General features: G+C 40.3%; 17 protein-coding genes. 12 read left to right on the top strand and 5 right to left on the bottom strand.

Annotated features, from left to right (window positions below; all coding sequences use genetic code 11):
- Nucleotides 1-49: 49 nt before the first annotated feature.
- The 3 genes from H7U02_RS05625 to H7U02_RS05615 form a co-directional block, all read right to left on the bottom strand.
- Nucleotides 50-931 carry a DUF4300 family protein gene (locus H7U02_RS05625; protein ID WP_201042924.1) on the bottom strand — a complete coding sequence of 294 codons (882 nt, stop codon included), beginning with the start codon at nt 929-931 and terminating at the stop codon, nt 50-52.
- Between the two features lie 116 nt (nt 932-1,047).
- A complete protein-coding gene (locus H7U02_RS05620; protein ID WP_002891841.1) occupies nt 1,048-1,719 on the bottom strand; it encodes a DUF1129 domain-containing protein in 672 nt (223 codons plus the stop codon).
- Nucleotides 1,720-1,787: 68 nt separating this feature from the next.
- Complete coding sequence (locus H7U02_RS05615) at nt 1,788-2,732, bottom strand: magnesium transporter CorA family protein (protein ID WP_110981004.1); 945 nt, start codon at nt 2,730-2,732, stop codon at nt 1,788-1,790.
- 294 nt (nt 2,733-3,026) lie between these two features.
- Here H7U02_RS05615 and uvrA point away from each other — a divergent pair, with 294 nt between their 5' ends.
- The 12 genes from uvrA (at nt 3,027) to nusB (ending at nt 12,775) form a co-directional block, all read left to right on the top strand.
- Nucleotides 3,027-5,852, top strand: coding sequence for an excinuclease ABC subunit UvrA (gene uvrA, locus H7U02_RS05610; RefSeq protein WP_110981003.1), 2,826 nt, complete (start codon nt 3,027-3,029; stop codon nt 5,850-5,852).
- Nucleotides 5,853-5,947: 95 nt separating this feature from the next.
- Nucleotides 5,948-6,193: a DUF3923 family protein gene (locus H7U02_RS05605; RefSeq protein ID WP_107372368.1), complete on the top strand. Its 246-nt coding sequence runs from the start codon at nt 5,948-5,950 to the stop codon at nt 6,191-6,193.
- Nucleotides 6,194-6,367: 174 nt separating this feature from the next.
- Nucleotides 6,368-6,517 carry a hypothetical protein gene (locus H7U02_RS05600; RefSeq protein ID WP_171966959.1) on the top strand — a complete coding sequence of 50 codons (150 nt, stop codon included), beginning with the start codon at nt 6,368-6,370 and terminating at the stop codon, nt 6,515-6,517.
- A gap of 36 nt (nt 6,518-6,553) precedes the next feature.
- Nucleotides 6,554-6,754: a hypothetical protein gene (locus tag H7U02_RS05595; RefSeq protein ID WP_037602602.1), complete on the top strand. Its 201-nt coding sequence runs from the start codon at nt 6,554-6,556 to the stop codon at nt 6,752-6,754.
- A 266-nt stretch (nt 6,755-7,020) separates the two neighbouring features.
- The gene (locus H7U02_RS05590; RefSeq protein ID WP_110981002.1) at nt 7,021-7,881 is read left to right on the top strand and encodes a thioredoxin family protein; all 861 of its coding nucleotides are present in this window, start codon (nt 7,021-7,023) and stop codon (nt 7,879-7,881) included.
- Nucleotides 7,882-8,010: 129 nt separating this feature from the next.
- Nucleotides 8,011-8,832, top strand: a complete 822-nt coding sequence (locus H7U02_RS05585) for an ABC transporter ATP-binding protein (protein ID WP_064523077.1) — start codon at nt 8,011-8,013, stop codon at nt 8,830-8,832.
- Nucleotides 8,822-9,544 carry a hypothetical protein gene (locus H7U02_RS05580; protein ID WP_225791566.1) on the top strand — a complete coding sequence of 241 codons (723 nt, stop codon included), beginning with the start codon at nt 8,822-8,824 and terminating at the stop codon, nt 9,542-9,544. Before H7U02_RS05585 ends, H7U02_RS05580 begins: the two co-directional genes overlap by 11 nt.
- A gap of 132 nt (nt 9,545-9,676) precedes the next feature.
- A complete protein-coding gene (locus H7U02_RS05575) occupies nt 9,677-10,738 on the top strand; it encodes a M24 family metallopeptidase (RefSeq protein WP_013991173.1) in 1,062 nt (353 codons plus the stop codon).
- A gap of 18 nt (nt 10,739-10,756) precedes the next feature.
- Nucleotides 10,757-11,212: a deoxycytidylate deaminase gene (locus H7U02_RS05570; protein ID WP_110981001.1), complete on the top strand. Its 456-nt coding sequence runs from the start codon at nt 10,757-10,759 to the stop codon at nt 11,210-11,212.
- A 115-nt stretch (nt 11,213-11,327) separates the two neighbouring features.
- The gene (gene efp / locus H7U02_RS05565; protein WP_002891830.1) at nt 11,328-11,888 is read left to right on the top strand and encodes an elongation factor P; all 561 of its coding nucleotides are present in this window, start codon (nt 11,328-11,330) and stop codon (nt 11,886-11,888) included.
- 70 nt (nt 11,889-11,958) lie between these two features.
- On the top strand, nt 11,959-12,348 hold the full coding sequence (locus tag H7U02_RS05560; RefSeq protein WP_110981000.1) for an Asp23/Gls24 family envelope stress response protein: 390 nt from the start codon (nt 11,959-11,961) through the stop codon (nt 12,346-12,348).
- On the top strand, nt 12,341-12,775 hold the full coding sequence (gene nusB / locus H7U02_RS05555) for a transcription antitermination factor NusB (protein ID WP_002884506.1): 435 nt from the start codon (nt 12,341-12,343) through the stop codon (nt 12,773-12,775). The genes H7U02_RS05560 and nusB overlap by 8 nt, the downstream gene beginning before the upstream one ends.
- A gap of 90 nt (nt 12,776-12,865) precedes the next feature.
- Here the strand turns inward: nusB and H7U02_RS05550 are convergent, their stop codons facing one another.
- Entirely contained in the window at nt 12,866-13,831 is a 966-nt protein-coding gene (locus tag H7U02_RS05550) for a LacI family DNA-binding transcriptional regulator (RefSeq protein WP_013991172.1), read from the bottom strand.
- Nucleotides 13,832-13,839: 8 nt separating this feature from the next.
- Nucleotides 13,840-15,282, bottom strand: coding sequence for a sucrose-6-phosphate hydrolase (locus H7U02_RS05545; RefSeq protein ID WP_021143622.1), 1,443 nt, complete (start codon nt 15,280-15,282; stop codon nt 13,840-13,842).
- Nucleotides 15,283-15,333 lie beyond the last annotated feature (51 nt).

The raw sequence follows: 15,333 nt of genomic DNA, 5'->3' as shown, positions 1-15,333 counted from the left end.
TGAGTTTTATTTTATACTTTAGGGGAAAAAGAAAAACCAACTGGCTTTCTCATTCGTCTTGAGGAGCTAGTTGGTTGTTTTGTGGTATATAGAGTGTGTTTTCTAAGAAATCATCAAATTTTTGGTCGTTAACGAGGATATCGACATTATCTTTGAAGACATTGAAGCGGTTTGTTAACCAGTGTGTTTTGATGTCCGCCCAATTATTGAAGCGGCTCCACCTGTAAGGAAGTGTAGGGTCCTGTTTTTCAAAGACATAGATACTGCTGTCTTTTTCGTAAGCTATAGCCGTGTGGAAATTGCTGACATCACCAGGGCTATTTTGAAAGACAGAGAGGAGTTTAACCTTTTCTGGGAACTTGAGTCCAGCTTTTTTCCAAGCTTTAAGGAGGTCACCCGTAGACTGGTAGCTGATATTATCCCCAAAGAGGAGACTATAGAGAGCTTGATCCTTGGCAGTTAGCTCTTTGTGGCGTGACTTAAGATTTATAAATTCGTTTTGAAGGGGGAGGTCCAATTTGGTGAGGTCCTCTGAACTTGTAATAAGATCATGAAGAAGGAGGAACGATGTTCGTCGGCAGTTTAAGTCATCAGTAAAATGTGATTTGTTATCTTCGAAAGTTTTTTCATTAAGGAAGGTGACGAATTGATTTTGATCCTTGCCGATTTTACTTTGGGTCCATTTTTTGACAACAGGTTGGAGGTTTGTATTTTCCTGATTGTAACGAGCAATATAAGGGGCTAGATTGTCCCAGTCTTTTGTCGGGATGCCCTTGCTTTTTAAGGCTTTTGCCAGCTGTTTTTCCTGAGTGGAAGTCGTCACATTGTTAAAACTATAGTAAGCTTGATGGTTTTTCTGAGTATTCTTGTGGCCACAAGCCATAAGTAGTAGGCAGCAAGCAATGATTAGTAGAGGGAATTTGATACGCATCTATTGGATTTCTTTCTTTTGTCTATTAACTTTAACATTTTAGTATAGAACAACCAACTGTGTCAAGATTTCTGACGTAAAAAAGCACCCTTCTGGGTGCTTAGGGATGAGATTGATTAAGATGCAGGTGCGTAAGTACTTTGAACGTTGTAGTGACGTTTGAAGAAGTATTTGGCAACACCAGCGATGACACCAATGATAAGGATTACAATTGGTGAAAGACCAGGGTTGAGGTAGCTTGGAAGAAGGGCTGTAAGACTAAATAGAGCAAACCATGCAATAAAAGAGAGAGTGATGATGGTCATGCTGAACCACCATTTTGGACGTTCTTCCTTTGGTTTGTTATTGTGACGGTAGATGTAGTGGTAAGGGGTATACATAGCAAGACCGCCAATGAATGACACTGAAAGCAAGGTTGTGAGGCCGTAGCTGGTTTGTGTACCTGAGAAACCAAAGATTGCGTTCATGATAGCAACGATGGCTAGAAGGAAGAGTGAGGTATCAAGCCACATCTTCCAAGGTGTTTTATCTGTTTCAGGCACTTCTTTGCTAGGCTTACCAGTTTCAGGTTTTTGGTGTTTTTCAGGAGAGAAACTAGCTGCCCAAACAGTTGGAGCACCAAGGAGTCCACGTCCTGTGATTCCTTTTTTCTGGTTTTCGATAAGTTCAGGAATAATATCGCCAAGGATATCTTTGATTTCTTGGTCTGACTTACCATCTTTGATGAGTTGGTTGGTTGCGATGTGGATAAATTCTTGGTTTTTCTTGGTGAGTTTTTGGATGTCCATGAGATGACCTTTCGATAAATAGTATTATTTTTTAGTTTTGTAGTTTAGGGAAAAGAAGAGGCTCTATGTTAGAACCATTTTTTCCTGATAAAGTAGATAACAACGCAGGATGACCCGAAGGCTGCGATGAAAAAGATAACCCAAAAGGCGTTATCTAAATCGTTTAGAGGCATAGAATTATTTTTAAAGTTCATGCCGTAGGCGGAGAAGATAACGGTTGGGATGTCCAGAGCCATAGTCATGAGAGCGAGTGTCTTCATGATAGTGTTCTGGTTATTGCCGATGATAGAAGCAGCGGTTTCAGCCATGGCATTCAAGACATTTTCATAGATGCCTGCCATCTCAATGGCCTGTTGGGTTTCGACCAGTGTATCTTCCAAGAGATCCTCGTCCTCGATATATTTCTTCAAGCTAGAGGCGTTACCTGTTAGCTTTTTGACAATTCGCTCATTCATCTTAAGTGAGGCTTTTAGATAGACAATGGATTTTTCCAATTCCATCATGTCAATCAAGTGCTCGTTTTTAGTCGCATTTTCCAACTGAGCTTCCAATTTATCGCTCTGACGGTCGATAGAACGTAGGGCGGTTAGGTAGAGTTGAGCATTGCGATAGAGGATCTGAAAGACAAAACGGGTCTTCATAAAGGTGTAGAAGTTACGTACACGGTGGTTGAGGAAGTTGTCCATGAGGCTGATGTCCTCGAGACAGGTTGTAACAACCACCTCATCGGTAACGATGATTCCCAATGGAATAGTGACGTAGTAGCTTTTGTTATTACGCTCTTCTTGGGTTGGGACGTCGACCAGAATCAGGGTGTAGTCATCTTCGACATCGATACGTGATGTTTCTTCCACGTCCAGAGGGGCACGGAGGTCTTGAATATCAATGTTAAAACGTTCTGCGACCTTCAGGGCTTCTTCTTGGGAAGGGTTCACCAAATGAATCCAAGCACCAGGCTCGAATGTTTCAATTTCTTTGAATTCTTTTCCGGTGGATAAGAACATTTGTTTCAATGGGAACCCCTCCTTTGTCATTAGGTAAGCGCTAGCGCCTTGATTACAAAAGAATTTTTACAATCGCTTTTAAGTAAAATAAACACTGCTCTTAGCTATTTTAGTGCTGTCAAATGAGGCTTGGGACGATGTTCCTTGCCTTTTTTAGACACTCCAATATTATACTACATTTGAAACATTTTTGGGCTGGATAAATTGAAATTTTGTTATAATATGAGAGAAAGTCGGGATGGATTTTCCCTCCGTCTGTAGAAAGGAGTGGCCGTAGCTTTTGGGCTAGGGCCTCTTAAAAATATGCAAGATAAGTTAGTGATTCATGGAGCAAGAGCTCACAATTTAAAAAATATCGATGTGGAGATTCCACGTGATAAACTGGTAGTGGTTACGGGTTTGTCAGGTTCTGGGAAGTCTTCCTTGGCTTTTGATACTATTTATGCAGAGGGGCAACGTCGTTATGTTGAAAGTCTCTCGGCTTATGCCCGTCAGTTTTTGGGTAATATGGAGAAACCTGATGTGGACTCGATTGATGGTTTGAGCCCTGCCATCTCCATTGACCAGAAAACAACAAGTAAAAACCCTCGTTCGACGGTCGGAACGGCAACGGAGATTAATGACTATCTCCGTCTCCTTTATGCACGTGTGGGTGTCCCCTATTGTCCTAATGGTCATGGAGCCATTCAGTCGTCCTCTGTGGAACAGATTGTTGACGAGGTTCTAGCCCTTCCAGAGCGTACTCGTATGCAAATTTTGGCACCAATTGTTCGTCGTAGGAAAGGGCAACACAAGGCTGTTTTTGAGCGTGTACAGAAAGACGGTTATGTTCGTGTTCGTGTAGATGGTGAGATTTTCGATGTCACAGAAGTGCCAGAGTTGTCCAAGTCTAAGATGCATAATATCGAAGTGGTTGTAGACCGCTTGGTAAATAAGGAGGGTATCCGTAGTCGTCTCTTTGATTCAGTGGAGGCGGCCCTTCGTTTAGCAGATGGCTACTTGATTGTGGATACCATGGATGATAATGAGCTGCTTTACTCAGAACATTATTCTTGTCCAGTTTGTGGCTTCACAGTGCCAGAGTTGGAGCCGCGTCTCTTTTCATTCAATGCACCGTTTGGCTCTTGTCCGACCTGTGACGGTTTGGGTAATAAACTGGAAGTTGATATGGATTTGGTTATCCCTGATGCTAGTAAAACATTGCGTGAAGGTGCTCTGGCGCCTTGGAATCCTATATCATCCAACTATTATCCAGCTATGCTTGAGCAGGCCATGGAGCAGTTCGGCGTGGATATGGATACACCATTTGAAAATCTGAAAAAAGAAGAACAGGATTTGATCCTCTATGGATCTGGGGACCGCGAATTCCACTTCCATTATGTTAATGACTTTGGTGGGGTGCGTGATATTGACATTCCTTTTGAAGGGGTTGTGACTAATATTAATCGTCGCTACCACGAGACCAATAGTGATTTCACTCGTAATGTCATGCGAGGTTATATGAATGAGTTGTCATGTCCAACTTGTCATGGCTATCGTCTTAACGAAGCAGCTCTCTCGGTTCGTGTTGGTGGTGAGAATGGCCTCAATATTGGTCAAATCTCTGATTTGTCTATTTCAGATCATCTTCAGGAAATCGATAGCCTGGAATTAGGTGAAAATGAAGGAATGATTGCCCGTCCAATTGTTAAGGAAATCAAGGATCGCTTGACTTTCCTAAATAATGTAGGTCTTAATTATTTGACTCTCTCTCGTATGGCTGGAACCCTTTCTGGGGGTGAGAGTCAGCGTATCCGTTTGGCGACACAGATTGGCTCTAACCTTTCTGGAGTCCTATATGTTTTGGATGAGCCTTCTATTGGGCTTCATCAGCGTGACAATGATCGCTTGATATCAAGTCTTAAAAAGATGCGTGACTTGGGCAATACTTTGATTGTGGTGGAGCATGATGAAGATACCATGCGTGAGGCTGACTGGCTTATTGATGTGGGACCTGGTGCTGGTGCCTTTGGTGGGCAAATCATGGCCTCGGGAACCCCAGAGGAAGTGGCTAAAAACAAAAAATCAATTACTGGTCAGTACCTGTCAGGTGCTAAATCAATTCCTGTTCCTCTGGAACGCCGTGTAGGGAATGGTCGTTTTATTGAGGTTAAAGGAGCCAGTGAAAATAACCTTAAGAATGTGTCTGTCAAATTTCCACTTGGGAAATTAATCGCAGTGACAGGTGTTTCTGGTTCTGGGAAGTCAACTTTGGTTAACGGTATTCTCAAGAAAAAGATTGCCCAAGAGCTTAATCGAAACAGCGAGAAACCTGGGAAACATAAATCGGTGACTGGAATCGAGCATATCGAACGTTTGATTGATATTGACCAAAGTCCAATCGGGCGTACTCCACGTTCCAACCCTGCAACCTATACAGGCGTCTTCGACGATATTCGTGATCTTTTTGCTCAAACCAATGAGGCCAAGATTCGCGGTTACAAGAAGGGGCGTTTCTCTTTCAATGTCAAGGGTGGCCGTTGTGAAGCCTGCTCTGGTGATGGGATTATTAAGATTGAGATGCATTTCTTGCCCGATGTTTATGTACCCTGTGAGGTTTGTCATGGCACACGCTATAATTCTGAGACCTTAGAAGTTCGTTATAAGGGGAAGAATATTGCTGAAATTCTGGATATGACAGTTGATGACGCAGTTGACTTCTTTGCGGCTATTCCTAAGATTGCTCGTAAGGTTCAGACTATCAAGGACGTGGGGCTCGGGTATGTGACTCTGGGACAACCAGCAACAACCTTATCAGGGGGTGAGGCTCAACGTATGAAACTGGCTAGTGAGTTACACAAACGATCTACTGGGAAGTCTTTCTACATTCTGGATGAACCGACGACGGGTCTCCATACAGATGACATTGCTCGTCTCTTGAAGGTGCTTCAGCGTTTTGCGGATGATGGCAACACTGTTCTCGTGATTGAGCACAATCTAGATGTTATCAAGACCGCAGACCACATCATTGATTTGGGTCCTGAAGGCGGTGTCGGTGGGGGTACCATCGTAGCTACAGGGACTCCAGAGGAAGTAGCAGCTGTTCCAGAAAGCTACACAGGACAATATTTGAAAGAAAAATTGACATAAAGAAAAAAGGGCTCTCTGAGTCTTTTTTTGCTTTAGGCTGGTTTAAGTTGAGTTTGCTATTCTATGGTTAAGAAAAAAGATACAGGAGTCAGACTATGGTTAAAAAGCGTTTTTTTATAGGATTTAATGGTATTCTTCTAGCCTTATTTCTAGATATTTGTCTTTTAATTAGCATTCGTACAGTGGATCATCACGGCCATTTTCAATCAGCAACAGATAAATGGGAAACTTTGCTTTATATTTTAGGGCTCTATTTTAGTTTTCTTCTTTTTGAAGTTATTTTTTATCTTATTCTGAAACACCGTAGTAGAAGTAAACAAGTTTTAGAACAGGTCTTATAAAGGTCTGTCTTTTTGTTTTCAGTGATAGTGACATTTATGTCACTATTTTTTTGAAAAGGGGGAACTTATAATGATCTTATACCCAAATCCACTTGGTCTCCAAGACGACTAAATCTTTGTATAGTCCAAGTGGTTATTGCTGTATTTATTTTTGAAAAGAAAGGAGAAATAAGAATGCGAACTAAGGCATATGGTGAAGAGCTCAATGCTGAAACCTTAGAAAATGTTACAGGGGGTGGTTTTGTATCTAAACCTCAAACCTTACCTGAACGATTGGGTTGGAACAAATGGTGGTTGAAAAGAAGACCTCCTTATGGCGATTAGAAGTTACCATGAGCACCAGATATGGGAAAGAGGAGTATGGATAAACAGAAGAATAATCTTATTAGAAGTTTAAGCATTGTTATCGTGATTGTCTGGCTATTTATTGTGATCATAAATGCTACACTAAGTTTCACCGAAGGTGTTGCTTTTATTGACCATTGTCTCGTCTGGTCAACTTTTTCACTAGCTTTTTCTTTGTTTGCGCTTAGAGTAGCGAGTAAGGATAAGGAGAAATGATTTTCTCTGTTGATTACTATAGTCTTAGGTTGAGTTTATTGCTTAGCCTTTTCTTTTTGTCTTTAATCTTATGGAATGGTGACATTTATGTCACTATTTTTTATTTCGTTAAGCTCTTATAATGAAGTCATAGCTTGGACTTAGTGGCTAAAATATTAATATAAATAGAAAAAGGAGAGGAACATGGTAATTAGTGTCATGGTACCATTGCTTTTGTTAATTGGTAAAAAGTAAGATGTCACACGGTAAACAAATAAGGAGAATACATGAAGAAAATACAATTTATTTTGATGGCGAGTTTTGTTTTAGGTACTTGCCAGTTAGCGGTGCTTAGTGGAGCAGCGGATGAGTTAGATGTTAAGGAATCTACAGTCGAATTATCAAATAATTCTGTTGAGAATGGTGAAGTAGAGAATGTGGAAGTTTCTTCTGAAACAGCTTCTCAACAGGTAGCTGAGAAAGTTGAATCTATTAGTGAGACAAAGGAAAATTTGCTTCCTCAATCATCACAGACAGGAGTGGTTGAGATAGAAGTAAGGTCCGAAGAGGTCTCGGTTGAAACTTATGAAAAGAATCTTGAAAACCTGAAGCCAGTCTCTTATAGTGATGTCACAAATATGTTGACTGAAGATAGCGGGGATCATATCCTTTATGTTGGCCGGCCAACCTGCTACTATTGTCGTCAAAATTCTCCGGTTTTGAAGGATTTCAATACCCTGATTGATGGTCAGCTTCTTTATTACAATACAGATTCAGATCAGTTGGACCGTGAGTCTCGTAAAATACTATTTGATAAGCTAGGAATTCCAGGGACTCCAAGTGTCATTCGTCTCAAAAATGGTCAATTGGTTTCTGGCTATCTTGGCAGTGCTCCAGATGCCCAAGCTATTTATCAGGCTGTTTTCAAGGAAGAAACTGAGAAAACAGAGACACCAGAGGGAACAGAAGTAGTAGAGAAGGTGGAAAATCCCTTACCTGAGTCCCCTTCTGAAGATACTATCAAGGATAGTGATAAGGATGTAATTAATCATACTGAAGGGTCTGTTACTAGCCTAATGTCTCAAATTAAGCAAGTTTTTAGGAATCTAACAGATCTGCTTATAAGTCTTTTAGGGAAATTTATCTAACAGACTATTTTCTAAGTTGGAGAAATAAAAGAATTTATCAAATATGATTTCCTCTGCCTTGGTCTAAGGTCATTTCTTCGTGTATCATAAGCGATTGGGCTAGTTATTTAAACAAAGAAAGGTAAATACATGACAGTGCTAGCGGTGAAAGGCTTAACCTATAGTTTTGGAAAGCAAACCGTTTTGGATAATATCTCGTTCACGTTAGAGAAGGGGGATATTGCCGGTTTGATTGGTAATAATGGTGCAGGGAAGACAACCCTGATGAAACTAGTTTCAGGTATTTTGGCAGGACCCAAGGATATTATTGACTTAAAAACAAGAACTGTAGGAGCCTTGATTGAAGCTCCAGCCCTATATCCTAACATGACTGTTGAAGCAAACCTTAAATTTTATTGTAAATTGTACAGTAAGGATTATGAGTTGATTGACCGTTATAAGGACGAGTTGGAGGTAGCAGCCTATCTTAAACGCAAGGCTTCCAAATTGTCTTTGGGAATGAAGCAACGTGTGGGTTTGTTTATCGCCTTAGTTGCTTCAGATGAACTCATCCTTCTTGATGAGCCTACAAATGGTCTAGACCCTAATGGAATCAACAGTCTCCTCACATTAATTAAAAAGTTAGCTAAAAATCATGGCCTAACCTTTATTATCTCAAGTCATATCCTGTCTAACCTTGAACAGGTTTGTACGAAAAACTTTTTGTTGAAGAATCATAAGCTGATTTACTTAGATGACAGTAATAATGTCAAATACAAGATTTATACTGAGGATTTAAGTTTGAAGTCATTGATGTCTCTGCTCAAATTAAATGGTCTATCTTTTGAACGACAAAAGCATGACATCTTAGTCAAAGGATTAGCAGCTGTTAAGCAGGTTATGGATCGGGAGGGGATTCCTTTTACTTATGAAAAAGAAGGATTAAGTGAGGTGCTATTCAATGAAAAGTAAATTGAGAACGGTATTTTTAAAGCAGGAATGTGTGACGAGGAGTGTTTTTATTTGTCTTGGATTGGTAGCCTTGATTGGTGCAATTGTAATCTTATGTGATGGCTATAAGGGAGATTACCTTGGGCCATCAGCGATTATTGCCAGTTATTCCTTTATCGTGGATATCGTCTTTGCTTATCTAGCAGTATCTAGTCTTGGACGAGAATTTCAGAATCGAACAATTAATATGATTCGGGTGTCTTCCTTATCTGGACGCGAGGTTATTCTTCGAAAACTCTTAAGTTTCCTTGTGTTATCTATAGTTGCTGCTACTATTTTGGTTTTGGAGTTGGCCTTCTACAAGTATTCTGTGCAGCATGTAGATTTTTCTTTGTGGGATTATATCAGAGACATCTATATTGATTTCCTACTCTATGGAGCCTTTATTTATATGGTTTCCTCTTTGCTTGTCTTGTTTGTAAAAAATACCTTGACAGCCTTTGTAACGGCTTATTTTGGAGTAACAGGAATGACTTTCTTCACCCTCTATTTGGCTAGTTTAGGGGATACCATGACTAAGCTGATGACTTATGTGCCATTTAGTTTTATGCGAGCAGTTTTTACTAGCGGTCAACAGTTCTTCAGTCTTCGCGAAGCCCTTGTTTTGTTTGCTTGGACTCTGGTTTTGCTCTTCTTTGCGCCAACTATCTACGAAAAGCGAGCCTTTGTATAATGCTAATAAAGTCAGAGTTTCATCTGGCTTTTTCTTTATGACATCAAAAAAACACTCTAAAATGCCAATTTAATCCTTTAAAGTCTGAAAATTTGGTATAATTAACCTAAAATACCAAAGGAGTAATTCATAATGCAACTTAGACTTGAACGATTTGATGCCAAACTTGCCCAATCAGGCCTTGATGCCTTGTTGGTGACAGGACAAAAAAATATCTATTATTTAACAGATTTCTGGGGGACAAATGCGACTGTCTTCATTACTAAGAATCGTCGCCTCTTCTTAACGGATTCACGTTATACCCTCATTGCCAAACAATCTGTGCATGGCTTTGATATTATCGAAAGTAAGGATCCGCTTAAGGATATTGTTAAAATTATCGAGGCTGATAAACTGGAAATAATCGGATTTGATAATCAGGTATCATTTGCTTACTATCAAGGTCTTCAAGCGATTTTTGAAGGCTACACTTTATCACCACAAAGCAACTTCATGGAAGAGTTGCGTATGATCAAGGACGAAAAAGAATTGGCAACTATCCGTAAGGCTTGTTCTATCTCAGACCGTGCCTTTACAGATGTGCTTGATTTCATTAAACCCGGTCAAACAACAGAGCTACAAGTGGCAAACTTCCTAGATTTCCGTATGCGTGAGTACGGAGCTTCAGGGGTTTCCTTTGAGTCTATCATTGCTTCAGGTTACCGTTCTGCTATGCCTCATGGGGTTGCTTCAGAAAAGGTTATCCAATCTGGTGAAACCTTAACGATGGACTTTGGTTGCTACTACAACCACTACGTTAGCGATATGACTCGTACTATCCATATTGGTGACACCACTGATGAGGAGCGTGAAATTTATGATATCGTTCTACGTTCTAACCAGGCCTTGATTGACGCAGCTAAGGCTGGTATGACACGTCGTGACTATGATAAGGTTGCGCGTGATGTTATTGTCGAAGCGGGGTACGGTGACTACTTTACACATGGTATTGGACATGGTATCGGTCTTGACATTCACGAGATTCCTTACTTTGGTAACTCTGATGAGACTATCGAAGCTGGTATGGTCTTGACGGACGAGCCAGGTGTTTATTTGGCTGATAAATACGGTGTTCGTATCGAAGATGACATCATTATCACAGAAAATGGTTGTGAATTGATTACCCTTGCGCCTAAGGAATTGATTGTTCTCTAAGATTTGGAGGAATACTTTATGCCAAACCGTTTATCTTGGCAAGATTATTTTATGGCTAATGCAGAGCTGATTTCTAAGCGTTCTACGTGTGACCGTGCCTTTGTTGGAGCTGTTTTAGTCAAGGACAAGCGTATTATCGCTACAGGTTATAACGGCGGAGTTTCTGAGACTGATAACTGTAACGAAGTAGGCCACTATATGGAAGATGGTCATTGTATTCGTACGGTACACGCAGAGATGAATGCCCTTATCCAATGTGCCAAAGAGGGGATTTCTACCAAAAATACAGAGATTTATGTGACTCATTTTCCTTGTATCAACTGCACCAAAGCCCTCTTGCAAGCTGGTATTGTTAAGATTACATACAAAGCTAATTATAGGCCCCATCCCTTTGCGATTGAATTGATGGAACAAAAAGGCGTTTCTTATTTGCAACATGATGTTCCAGAGGTTCACTTAGGAATGGATGAATAGTTTGTTCTTTGAAAAAAGCCTGAGGATTGGGCTTGAATCTATAAAACATTTGAGCCATGCTATCATTTATGGTAGAATAAACTGATAATAATTTTTTACAAAGAGGTATTTAATAATGATTGAAGCAAGTAAACTCCGTGCGGGTATGACTTTCGTAACTAACGATGGCAAATTGATCAAAGTTCTTGAAGCTAGCCACCACAAACCTGGTAAAGGTAACACAATCATGCGTATGAAATTGCGTGATGTTCGTTCAGGTTCAACTTTTGATACTAGCTATCGTCCAGAAGAAAAATTTGAACAAGCAATCATCGAAACAGTACCAGCACAATACTTGTACCAAATGGATGATACTGCATACTTCATGAACACTGAAACATATGACCAATATGAAATCCCAGTAGCCAACGTTCAAGAAGAATTGAAATTTATCCTTGAAAACTCAGACGTAAAAATCCAATTCTACGGAACAGAAGTTATTGGTGTTCAAGTGCCAACAACTGTTGAATTGACTGTTACTGAAACACAACCATCAATCAAAGGTGCAACAGTTACAGGTTCAGGTAAACCTGCAACACTTGAAACTGGTCTTGTGGTTAACGTTCCAGACTTTATCGAAGCTGGTCAAAAATTGGTTATCAACACAGCTGAAGGTACTTACGTATCACGTGCCTAAGCCCAACTAAGTCTTTCAAACCACTGGTTTGAAGGCTTTATTTTCCAAACTAACGGAAAGGAAACATGCGATGACTACAGAAAATATCGGTGAAATTGTAATTGCCCCTCGCGTGCTCGAAGTGATTACAGGTATCGCTGCAACTAAAGTGGAAGGTGTTTACGCCCTTCAAAATAAAAATGTTACGGATAGTCTCAGCAAAACAAGCTTGGGACGTGGTGTTTACCTCCGAACAGAAGAAGATGGTACTGTAAATGCTGATATCTACGTCTCACTTCAGTATGGGGTTAACGTACCAGCGGTTTCAATTGAAATTCAAAAGGCTGTTAAAACAGCTGTCTATGATATGGCAGAAGTGGCAATTTCAGAAGTCAATGTTCACGTTGAATCTATTGTTACTGAAAAGTCACAAAAACCAGACTTGGCTGAATTGTTTAACGAGGATTTTTTGAATGACTAATATCTTTAAAGATTCACGTCGTGACCTTCGTGAGCGTGCTTTTCAAACGCTTTTTGCCCTTGAATTTGGTGGAGAAGCTCTGGAACAAGCACATTTCGCTTACACTTATGACAAGCCAATTGACGAAGAAACTGAAGTTGATGTACCAGCCTTTCTCCTTAGCCTAGTAACAGGTGTCCGTGAAGAGTTGGCCCAACTTGATAGTCAAATTGAAGAAAAGTTGAAAGAGGGTTGGAGCCTCTCACGTTTGATTGTGACAGATCGTACTCTCCTTCGTTTGGGACTTTATGAAATCACGTCATTTGAAGAAACACCAGGACGTGTAGCTATTAACGAAATCATTGAAATCGCTAAAAAATATTCTGATGAAACATCTGCTAAGTTCATTAATGGTGTACTTAGCCAGTTTGTGACAGATGAAGCATAAGCAAAAGAAGTTGAGCATTGTTTCAACTTCTTTTTTTCTACAAATGTAACAAGAAAAAAGTCGCAAGCGGAGATTTCTTGCGACTTTCATTTATATACTGCCACCAGCAATCAGACTCACTGGAAGTACATAATCACGATTAACTGTTTTGCCTTTAATTTTCTTGAGAAGAATTTCGACACAAAGCTTAGCAATTTCATCCAAAGGTTGTTGGATAGTTGCTAACTCTGGGTAGAAGTGACGGATAAAGGCGGTACCGTCATAACCGATGATTTTTAGGTCATCTGGGATAGAAAGTCCCAATTGTCTAGCTATCTTCATAACCAAGATAGCTGTTAAATCGTCCGAAACAAAGATGCCATCTGGTTTTTCACGAGAGATAATAGATTTGATTTCTAATTCTCGTCGCATGAGAGACAAATCGTTTGGAACAGGACAAATAATACCTTTCTTGTCCAATTCATAATTAAAACCTAGTTGACGAAGTCCTGTTGGAGAATCCGAATTATCATAGCCTGTAATCATGACAATGCGTTGACAGCCAGCCTTGACCATAGCTCTTGCGGCTAACTTGCCACCTTCAAAGTTGTCAGACGAAACAATAGGAATCTTTGGGGCGAGATTACGGTCGAAGGCAACGATGGGAGCTTCAACCTTCTCATAATCCTCAATACCAAGATTGTGACTAGACGAGATGATGCCGTCACATTGGTTGGCGGCAAGCATCTCCAAATAGTCTCTCTCCTTGTTAGGATCATGCTCACTATTACAAATAATGGTTTTATAGCCTTGCTTAAAGAGTTCATCCTCAAGACGTTCAATAAGTTCGGCATAAAATATATTGGAAATATTTGGGAAAATCAAGCCAACGAGTTTGGCCGACTTTCCTTGAAGACCTCGAGCTAAATTATTAGGTTTATAGTTGAGTTCTTGCATAGCAGCGTGAACTTTGTCAATGGTCTTCTGTGAGAGGTAGCCCTTTTTGTTTATGACGCGAGAAACTGTGGTTGGGCTCACACCAGCCAGTTCGGCAACGTCAGTAAGCTTTGCGACCATAAATCACCTTAGTATTTCAAGTTGAAGTAGTGTCCAGAAACGTTTCCTGACGTTACTTTGATACCAGTTTGTTCTGTACTTGGGAAAACACGACTAGTGAAGACTTTCTCACCTTTGTTGAAGAAAATTTCAACGATTGAGTTATCTACAAAGATGTTTGCTGTTGCAGCTTGACCGGCATCAAGAGCGCATTCACGGCTTGTGCCAAAGTCAGTAGCATATTGTTCACCAGCTTTAGAACGGTCAAGGATAACTTTTCCGTTTTCAGTATCAACTGTAAGTGACAAGCCATTTCCTTCTTGGTCTGCGAAGAGGACAAGTTCTGTTTGAGTGTTAGCTTCAAAGTTAAGTTCAAGCTCGTAAGTGTTAGTTGTTGCCGTTTTTTCAGAGAAATCTTCTTGGCTAGCACGTAAGCTTGTAATGGCTTCGACTGGATATTGGTAGAGTTTGCCATCTTTAATAGACAATTCTTTAACCAAGCTCATAGCCCCTTGGTAGTCGTATTTGTCAGTTGGATAGTCCACATCTGGAAGACCGATCCAGCTGACAATAAGGGCACGACCATCTGGAGTATTAAAGCCTTGAGTTGCATATGCTTCAAATCCGTAGTCCAAGTTGATAATTGGTGTGCCATCAACGAGGGCAGGTTTTTCTGTGTCGAAATCTTGGAAAATCTTATAAGTGTTAGGGTAGATGTTACCGTAGTCAAGTTCAGCTTTATCGAGACCTTGTGGGCTATAAAGAAGAACAGGTTTGCCATCTACAAAGACAAGGTTAGGACACTCAATCATGTACTCTGACCCAGTGCCACCAAAGTCAAGATTACCAACCTCAACCCAGTTTTCGACATCATTGTCTACTGCCTTGTAAAGTTTGATATAACCTTGTTTATCGTGGTTTTGAGCACCTACGATAGCGTAGAATTGTCCCTTGTAATCGAAGATTTGAGGGTCACGGAAGTGCCCAGTAGCGTCAGCAGGTTGTTTGATAAGAACCTTGTCGAATTTTTCGATTTTGCCGTCTTTATCCATCCAAGCGCCGATTTGACGTGGGTCACGAATCCAGTTTTCATCACGAACGTTCCCAGTATAGAAGATAAAGAGTTTATCACCGATTTGATAAGCAGAACCTGAGTAGGCACCGTGGCTATCATTTTCATGGTCTGGCAAGAGTTTGACACCAGTTTCTGTAAAGTGAACCAAATCTTCAGTTTCAGTATGCACCCATTGTTTCAAACCATGAGCAGCTCCAAATGGCCAACTTTGGTAGAAAAGTTGGAACTTACCATTAAAGTAAGAAAAACCGTTTGGATCATTAAGAAGCCCTGTTTCTGGTTCGATATGGTAACTTGCACGCCAAGGTGATTTAGCGACATTTTCTCTAATCTTTGTTTTTTCTTCGTCTGTCCAATCTGCGTATGGACGGTAACGAACTTCTGTTGGTAGATTCATATTTAGTAATCTCCTAATCTATTTGTTAATAATATAGTAAACGTTTTACCT

The organism is Streptococcus sp. 3.1 (genome assembly GCF_016648915.1).
In the GTDB taxonomy this organism is placed as follows: Bacteria; Bacillota; Bacilli; order Lactobacillales; family Streptococcaceae; genus Streptococcus; species Streptococcus salivarius_E.
The sequence above is the reverse complement of the archived record's forward strand: the minus strand, read 5'-3'. Positions and strand labels throughout refer to the sequence as shown.

Excerpts from the sequence above, each read along its gene's own strand:
- H7U02_RS05570 (WP_110981001.1), top strand. The coding sequence starts at position 10,757 with ATGCCAAACCGTTTATCTTGGCAAGATTATTTTATGGCTAATGCAGAG.
- H7U02_RS05585 (WP_064523077.1), top strand. The coding sequence starts at position 8,011 with ATGACAGTGCTAGCGGTGAAAGGCTTAACCTATAGTTTTGGAAAGCAA.
- H7U02_RS05590 (WP_110981002.1), top strand. The coding sequence starts at position 7,021 with ATGAAGAAAATACAATTTATTTTGATGGCGAGTTTTGTTTTAGGTACT.
- H7U02_RS05595 (WP_037602602.1), top strand. The coding sequence starts at position 6,554 with ATGGATAAACAGAAGAATAATCTTATTAGAAGTTTAAGCATTGTTATC.
- H7U02_RS05620 (WP_002891841.1), bottom strand. The coding sequence starts at position 1,719 with ATGGACATCCAAAAACTCACCAAGAAAAACCAAGAATTTATCCACATC.
- H7U02_RS05545 (WP_021143622.1), bottom strand. The coding sequence starts at position 15,282 with ATGAATCTACCAACAGAAGTTCGTTACCGTCCATACGCAGATTGGACA.
- H7U02_RS05580 (WP_225791566.1), top strand. The coding sequence starts at position 8,822 with ATGAAAAGTAAATTGAGAACGGTATTTTTAAAGCAGGAATGTGTGACG.
- H7U02_RS05560 (WP_110981000.1), top strand. The coding sequence starts at position 11,959 with ATGACTACAGAAAATATCGGTGAAATTGTAATTGCCCCTCGCGTGCTC.
- H7U02_RS05575 (WP_013991173.1), top strand. The coding sequence starts at position 9,677 with ATGCAACTTAGACTTGAACGATTTGATGCCAAACTTGCCCAATCAGGC.
- H7U02_RS05550 (WP_013991172.1), bottom strand. The coding sequence starts at position 13,831 with ATGGTCGCAAAGCTTACTGACGTTGCCGAACTGGCTGGTGTGAGCCCA.
- H7U02_RS05605 (WP_107372368.1), top strand. The coding sequence starts at position 5,948 with ATGGTTAAAAAGCGTTTTTTTATAGGATTTAATGGTATTCTTCTAGCC.
- H7U02_RS05625 (WP_201042924.1), bottom strand. The coding sequence starts at position 931 with ATGCGTATCAAATTCCCTCTACTAATCATTGCTTGCTGCCTACTACTT.
- nusB (WP_002884506.1), top strand. The coding sequence starts at position 12,341 with ATGACTAATATCTTTAAAGATTCACGTCGTGACCTTCGTGAGCGTGCT.
- efp (WP_002891830.1), top strand. The coding sequence starts at position 11,328 with ATGATTGAAGCAAGTAAACTCCGTGCGGGTATGACTTTCGTAACTAAC.
- H7U02_RS05600 (WP_171966959.1), top strand. The coding sequence starts at position 6,368 with ATGCGAACTAAGGCATATGGTGAAGAGCTCAATGCTGAAACCTTAGAA.
- uvrA (WP_110981003.1), top strand. The coding sequence starts at position 3,027 with ATGCAAGATAAGTTAGTGATTCATGGAGCAAGAGCTCACAATTTAAAA.